Here is a 6,310-nt window from a genome sequence, read left to right as displayed (position 1 = left end):
CGGTTATGGCGGGAAGGAAACACCCGGTTACATTCCGAACCCGGAAGTTAAGCTTCTCTGCGCCGATGGTACTGCACTCGGGAGGGTGTGGGAGAGTAGGTCACCGCCGGACAATCTTTGTGGGGGGGTTCCACGCCTAGGGCGTGGAACCCCCCTTTTTTTTGTGTGAGTGGGGGCGGGGCCAGGTCGGGCCGCGGCGCGAGCGGTGACAGCGGTCAGTAGGGTTGATGGTGTGGATTATCGTGCGGTAGAACGCGCGATCATGGAGCGTGGCGTCGAGTGGGATTTCGAGCCGACGCTCGACAGGATCGCGGCCCTTCTGGATGTGCTCGGCTCTCCGCAGCGGGCGTACCCCGTCATGCACATCGCGGGCACCAACGGCAAGACGAGCACGGCGCGGCTGGCGGAGGCGCTCCTGCGGGAGCGCAACCTGAGGGTGGGGCGGTTCACCAGCCCGCACCTGGTGTCGATGCGCGAGCGGATCACCGTTGACGGTGCGCCGCTGAGTGAGGAACGGTTCGCCGAGGTCTACGAGGAGATCATCCCGTACGTCGAACTGACCGACACGCAGGGCCGGCGCATCCAGTTCTTCGAGTTGCTGACGGCGATGGCGTTCGCGGCGTTCGCCGACACGCCTGTCGATGTCGCCGTCGTCGAGGCCGGCATGGGCGGCTCGTGGGACGCCACAAACGTCGCGGACGGCACCGTGTCGGTGATCACGCCCATCTCGCTCGACCACACCGACCGGCTCGGGCCTGACATCCCCAGCATCGCCGCGGAGAAGGCGGGCATCGTCAAGCCCGGCTCCACGGCCGTCTTCGCCCAACAGGAACTGCCGGCTGCCGAGGTGCTCATGCGGCGCGCGGCCGAGGTGGGCGCCGTCGTGGCGCGGGAGGGGCTCGAGTTCGGGGTGCTCAACCGTGAGGTGGCGCTCGGCGGGCAGCTGCTGACGTTGCGCGGGCTCAAGGGCGTCTACGACGAGGTCTACCTACCGCTGCACGGCGCCCATCAGGCCGGGAACGCCGTCTGCGCGCTGGCCGCCGTGGAGGCGTTGACCGGTGGCGACGACCCGCTCGACATCGACCTCGTACGCCAGGCGTTCTCGGAGGTCGCTTCGCCGGGCCGGATGGAGGTCGTGCGGCGCACACCGGCGGTCGTGGTCGACGCCGCCCACAACCCCGCCGGCATGCAGGCCACGCTGGACGCGCTGCACGAGGCGTTCGACTTCGCGAAGGTCGTCGGCGTGGTCGCGGTCATGCGTGACAAGGACATCGACGCGCTGCTCGAACTGCTCGAACCGGTGCTCGACGAGATCATCGTCACGCGCAACTCCTCTCCCAGGTCCATGACGGCGCAGGGGCTGGCGTCCCTGGCGGTGCCGATCTTCGGCGAGGAGCGTGTGCACGTCGTCGAGCGCCTCGACGACGCCATCGACAAGGGCATCGGCATCGCCGACGCCGAGGGCGAGTTCAGCGGCACCGGGGTGCTCATCACCGGGTCCGTGGTGACCGCGGGTGACGCGCGGCTGCTGATGAAGGCGGACGGCTCGTGATGCACTTCGAGGTCACCCCGGGGATGCGGCGGCTCGGCGCCAGCGTGCTCGGCATGGAGGCGATCGTCGCCGGGTTGATCACGCCCGTGGCGATCAGCGTCGGCGGGATCCGGCCGTGGCTGGCGGTAACGGTCGGCATCGGCCTGGCCGTGCTCTGCGTGCTTGCCGCGGGCCTGCTCAAGAAGCCGTTCGGCTACGTGCTCGGCAGCGTCGTACAAGTGCTGGCCATCTGCACGGGGTTCCTCGTGCCGGCGATGTTCTTCCTCGGCGCGATCTTCGCCGCGCTCTGGATCACCGCGATTATCGTCGCTCGCCGTGTCGAAGGCGCTACTACCCGCTAAAGTCGGCCTACATGGCCGTCCCCCCGATCCAGCGGTCGCCGCACCCGGCTGGCCCCAGACTTCCATGGCTGCTCGATGCCGTGCTCGGGCTGCTCGTCGTGGCCGCTCTGCCCATGGCGATCGTCGCGATCCCCAACACGCTCTCCGTCGTCGCCAAGCTTCTGCCGGGCGACATCGACCAGGTCGGGCTCATGCGCACGCACGGGCTCGCCCTGCCCGCGCTGATGCTCACCGTTCCGCTCGCCTCCGTGGCGTTGCGCCGGGTGAAGGCCGCGCACCTGCTGCTCGCCGGGCTGACGCTGGTGGCGCTGTCCGAGGTCGCGGGCGGGTACGCCGGCTCTGAGCTGCTGGTCGGAGCGGTGCGGGTGGCGCGCGGCGTCGGCGCGGGCCTGATCGTGCCCGCCACGCTCGCCGCCGTCTGGGATCGGGCGCCGATGTTGCGCGCCCTGTGGGCCGGCATGTTGAGCCTGAGCCTGCTCGCGGCCCAGGCGCTGGCGCTCTGGCCGCTCGACGCGGTGAGCAGCTGGAAAGTGACCTTGCAGCCCTACCCGTTGGTGACAGGTGTGGCGCTCGCGCTGGCCGCCGTCCATCTCGTCGGGTGGATGGTGCTCAGGCCGCCTTCCCCGCAGGTGGCCGAGGAAGACGAACGCGGCAGGCTGCTGCTGGCCGTCGCGCCCGCGGCGGGCATCGCGATCATGGCGATCAGCACCGCGAACGAAGGCTGGCGGGCCGTCCCGGTGATCGCGCTGGCCGGGCTGGCGGTCGTCGGGCTGCTGGTGCTGGCCTCGTTCGGGCCGCCGCGGAACCGTACGTTGTCGTACTCGATGGTGGCGGTGGGCGTCGTGCTGCTGCCGAGCGCCGCGCAGGTCACGCTCATGGAGATGGGCGGGCTCGGCGGGCCGGGGCTGCGCGGGTTGTGGATCCCGTTCGGGCTGGCCGGGGTGTTCGCTGTCGCGGCCGCGGTGGCGGTGCGGCTGTACGCCGTGGGCGCCGCGCGGTGGCTGGTGCCTCTGGGGCTGCTGGCCATGGTCGCGGGCCTGTGCGCGGTCCGGCTGCTCGTACCGTCCGCTGACGGGTTGGTGCTCGTGGTGCCGTTCACGCTGCTCGCGGCGGGTGCGGCGGTGGCGTTGACGGCGGCGTTGCAGGACGTGGGTTTCGGGGTGGCGGTCTACGGGCTGTCGCTGTGCTGTGCCGGGGTGCTGGCGGGCTTCCTGCTGGGCACCGGGGTGCAGATGACGATGCTCGACGGGGTGCGTTCGGCGCAGGAACTGGTCGACCGCTTCGTCGGGGCGCTGCACTGGTGGGCGCTGATCGGCGGTTTCCTGCTGGTCGTGGTGATCGCGCTCGCCTCGGTGATGGCTTGGCGTCCGGGGAAGGCTCCGCGTGGGGAGCAGGCCGGCGCGGAGGCGCCTTGCGCCGGAGGGTCGGCTGGTGAGGAGCCTCGGGCAGGGACGCCCGGGTCGGCGTTCGACGCGGTGCGGCCGCAGTGGGGTGACGAGCGGCGGCCCGAGCCGCCCGCGGTGCCGCCACAGGCGCATTCACCCGAGGACACGGCCTCCGCGTAGCGAAACGAGGGCGCGTCGCGGGGCGGTAAGCTGAGGGCCCTGCCATGGCGGGGCGTGGGTCCGTGCCCCGCGGAGCGTTCACGGGGCCAGGTCCGGTGCCTGTCGCCGCGTCCCATTCTGTTCGAAGGAGAACTCCAAGTGTCCGAGCGCACTCTTGTCCTGATCAAGCCCGACGGGGTCAAGCGCGGCCTCATCGGTGACGTGATCGCCCGCGTGGAGCGCAAGGGCCTCAAGGTCGTGGCGATGGACCTGCGCACCCTCGACGCCGACACCGCGAAGGCTCACTACGCCGAGCACTCCGAGCGGCCGTTCTTCGGCGAGCTCGTCGAGTTCATCACCTCGGGACCGCTCGTGGCCATGGTGCTCGAGGGCCCGCGCGCGATCGAGGCTTTCCGCGCGCTGGCCGGCGCCACCGACCCGGTCAAGTCGGCCCCCGGCACGATCCGTGGCGACCACGCCCTCGAGATCGGCGAGAACGTCGTGCACGGCTCCGACTCGCCCGAGTCGGCCGCCAGGGAGATCAAGATCTTCTTCCCCGACCGCTTCTGATCGGTTCACCCTTTCCCGGCGTGCCCGCGCAGCTTTTCGCTGCGCGGGCACGTGGCGTTCCGGCCTATTTCTTTACGGGGGCGCTGGCAGAGTTTTGTCGGAGCATTCCCGTAGTCTTGCCCGCGGTTGGGTGTTGAAACGGTCCCGCGGCCCGTCGGATGTTGTGGTGCAATCCGGGCAAAATTGCGGTTGAGCTAGGGGCTGGAGATTTTTGTGGGGCGCGGGGGCTCATTGCGCCCATCGGTGGGTACGTCACGTTACGATTCGAATTCGATCCGTAGTCATTCGCATTGGACGTTACGGAGGGCTCCGTTCCCCATGGGCAGCAAGCTCGCGTTTCTCGGCCGCGACATGGCGGTCGACCTGGGCACCGCAAACACGTTGGTTTACGTGCGCGGCCGGGGCATCGTGCTAAACGAGCCGTCAGTCGTAGCGATCAACACCGCCACCGGGAAGATCGTGGCGGTCGGCATCGAGGCCAAGCGGATGATCGGCCGCACGCCTGGCAACATCGTCGCCGTCCGTCCGCTCAAGGACGGTGTGATCGCCGATTTCGACGTTACTGAGCGGATGTTGCGATATTTCATCCAAAGAGTGCATCGACGCCGCCACCTCGCCAAGCCACGCATCATCATCGCCGTGCCCAGCGGCATCACCAGTGTCGAGCAGCGCGCGGTGAAGGAGGCGGGATACCAGGCGGGCGCCAGGAAGGTCTACATCATCGAGGAGCCCATGGCCGCCGCCATCGGCGCGGGGCTGCCGGTGCACGAGCCGACCGGAAACATGGTGGTCGACGTCGGCGGCGGCACCACCGAGGTGGCCATCATCTCGATGGGCGGCGTGGTCACCAGCCAGTCGATCCGGATCGGCGGCGACGAGCTCGACCAGGCGGTGATCTCGTTCGCGAAGAAGGAATACTCGCTGATGCTCGGCGAGCGCACCGCCGAGGAGATCAAGATGGCGATCGGCTCGGCCTGCCCCGACGGCGAGGAGTCGCACGCGGAGATCCGCGGCCGCGACCTGGTCAGCGGGTTGCCGAAGACCATCATCGTCTCCAGCGAGGAGATCAGGAAGGCCACCGAGGAGCCGGTCAACGCGATCGTCGACGCGGTCAAGACCACACTCGACAAGTGCCCGCCCGAGTTGTCCGGCGACATCATGGACCGCGGCATCGCGCTCACCGGCGGCGGCGCCCTCCTCAGAGGGCTGGATGAGCGGGTCAAGGCCGAGACGGGCATGCCCGTGCACCTCGTCGACAACGCGCTCGACTCGGTCGCCATCGGCTCGGGCAAGTGCGCGGAGGAGTTCGAAGCGCTTCAGCAGGTCCTGGTTCCGGAGTCGCGACACTGATGAGAGATTCGAACCGGGCCCGGCTGATCCTGGGAGTGCTGCTGGCGGCGGCGCTGGTCATCCTGACCGTCGACCACCGCACGGGCGACAACTCGCCGCTGCACCCGCTGCGCGCGGCAGGGGCTTACGTGTTCGGCACGGCGGAGCAACTCGGCGGCGGGGTCCTCCGCCCCATCGGCGGATTCGTGCAGGCGCTGGTGGCGGCGCCCGCCGCTCAGGAACGCATCGACGCGCTCAAGGCGGAGAACGCCAAGCTGCGGGCCGGGATGCTGGCCGGCAAACTCGACTCCGACCGGGCCAAGGAGCTCAAGGACCTGCTCGGCCTGGCCGGTACGGGCGGATACAAGGTGGTGCCGGCGAACGTCGTCGCCCGGAGGGGCGCGCCCGGCTTCGAGGACGCGGTGCAGATCGACGTCGGCACCCGTGACGGCGTACACACCGAGATGACCGTGATCAACGGTGAGGGGCTGGTCGGGCGGGTCATTCGCGCGGCGGCGCACAGCTCGACGGTGGTGCTGATCAGCGATCCCGCCTCAGCCGTGGGGGCACGGCTGGAAGGGGCCAAGGAGATCGGCGTCGTGCACGGCGTCGGGGAGCACGGCCGGCTCGTGCAGTTCCGGCTGCTCGACTCGACCGCGGCGCTGACCCGCGGCGGGCGGATCGTGAGCTTCGGGTCGCAACACGGGAGACCTTATGTGGCCGGGGTGCCCGTCGGGGTGATCGAAAGGGTGGAGTCGACGCCGGGAGAGCTGACGCGCATCGCCTACGCCCGGCCGTACGCGGATCTGACGGCTCTCGATGTGGTCGGCGTGGTGGTGGAGGCGCCCAAGCGTGACCCGCGCGATGCGGTGCTGCCCCCCAAGGAGAAGGAGCGGTGACCGGGGCGCCGGGAAGGGCGACGGTTCTGGGACCGGGAGTGCATGTGGGGCCGGGTGGGGGCGCCTGCGCGGGTG

The 6,310-nt window shown here is 69.8% G+C and carries 6 protein-coding genes and 1 rRNA gene; all 7 read left to right on the top strand.

Annotation, left to right across the window (positions count from 1 at the left end; genetic code table 11):
* Positions 1 to 112, top strand: a 5S ribosomal RNA gene (gene rrf, locus E1295_RS46630); the annotation flags it as partial.
* A 150-nt stretch (positions 113 to 262) separates the two neighbouring features.
* Positions 263 to 1,552 (top strand): bifunctional folylpolyglutamate synthase/dihydrofolate synthase, encoded by a 1,290-nt coding sequence (locus E1295_RS46625; protein WP_132641606.1) that lies wholly within the window; start codon positions 263 to 265, stop codon positions 1,550 to 1,552.
* On the top strand, positions 1,552 to 1,893 hold the full coding sequence (locus E1295_RS46620; RefSeq protein WP_132641604.1) for a DUF4233 domain-containing protein: 342 nt from the start codon (positions 1,552 to 1,554) through the stop codon (positions 1,891 to 1,893). Before E1295_RS46625 ends, E1295_RS46620 begins: the two co-directional genes overlap by 1 nt.
* 11 nt (positions 1,894 to 1,904) lie before the next feature.
* Positions 1,905 to 3,458: a hypothetical protein gene (locus tag E1295_RS46615; RefSeq protein WP_132641602.1), complete on the top strand. Its 1,554-nt coding sequence runs from the start codon at positions 1,905 to 1,907 to the stop codon at positions 3,456 to 3,458.
* Between the two features lie 138 nt (positions 3,459 to 3,596).
* Positions 3,597 to 4,007 (top strand): nucleoside-diphosphate kinase, encoded by a 411-nt coding sequence (gene ndk / locus E1295_RS46610; RefSeq protein WP_132341601.1) that lies wholly within the window; start codon positions 3,597 to 3,599, stop codon positions 4,005 to 4,007.
* Positions 4,008 to 4,325: 318 nt separating this feature from the next.
* Positions 4,326 to 5,357: a rod shape-determining protein gene (locus tag E1295_RS46605; protein WP_132641600.1), complete on the top strand. Its 1,032-nt coding sequence runs from the start codon at positions 4,326 to 4,328 to the stop codon at positions 5,355 to 5,357.
* On the top strand, positions 5,357 to 6,235 hold the full coding sequence (mreC, locus tag E1295_RS46600; RefSeq protein WP_132641598.1) for a rod shape-determining protein MreC: 879 nt from the start codon (positions 5,357 to 5,359) through the stop codon (positions 6,233 to 6,235). Before E1295_RS46605 ends, mreC begins: the two co-directional genes overlap by 1 nt.
* The last annotated feature ends 75 nt before the right edge of the window (positions 6,236 to 6,310 follow it).

The organism is Nonomuraea mesophila (assembly GCF_004352805.1).
Lineage (GTDB): Bacteria > Actinomycetota > Actinomycetes > Streptosporangiales > Streptosporangiaceae > Nonomuraea > Nonomuraea longispora.
This window is presented reverse-complemented; position numbering and strand designations above follow the sequence as displayed.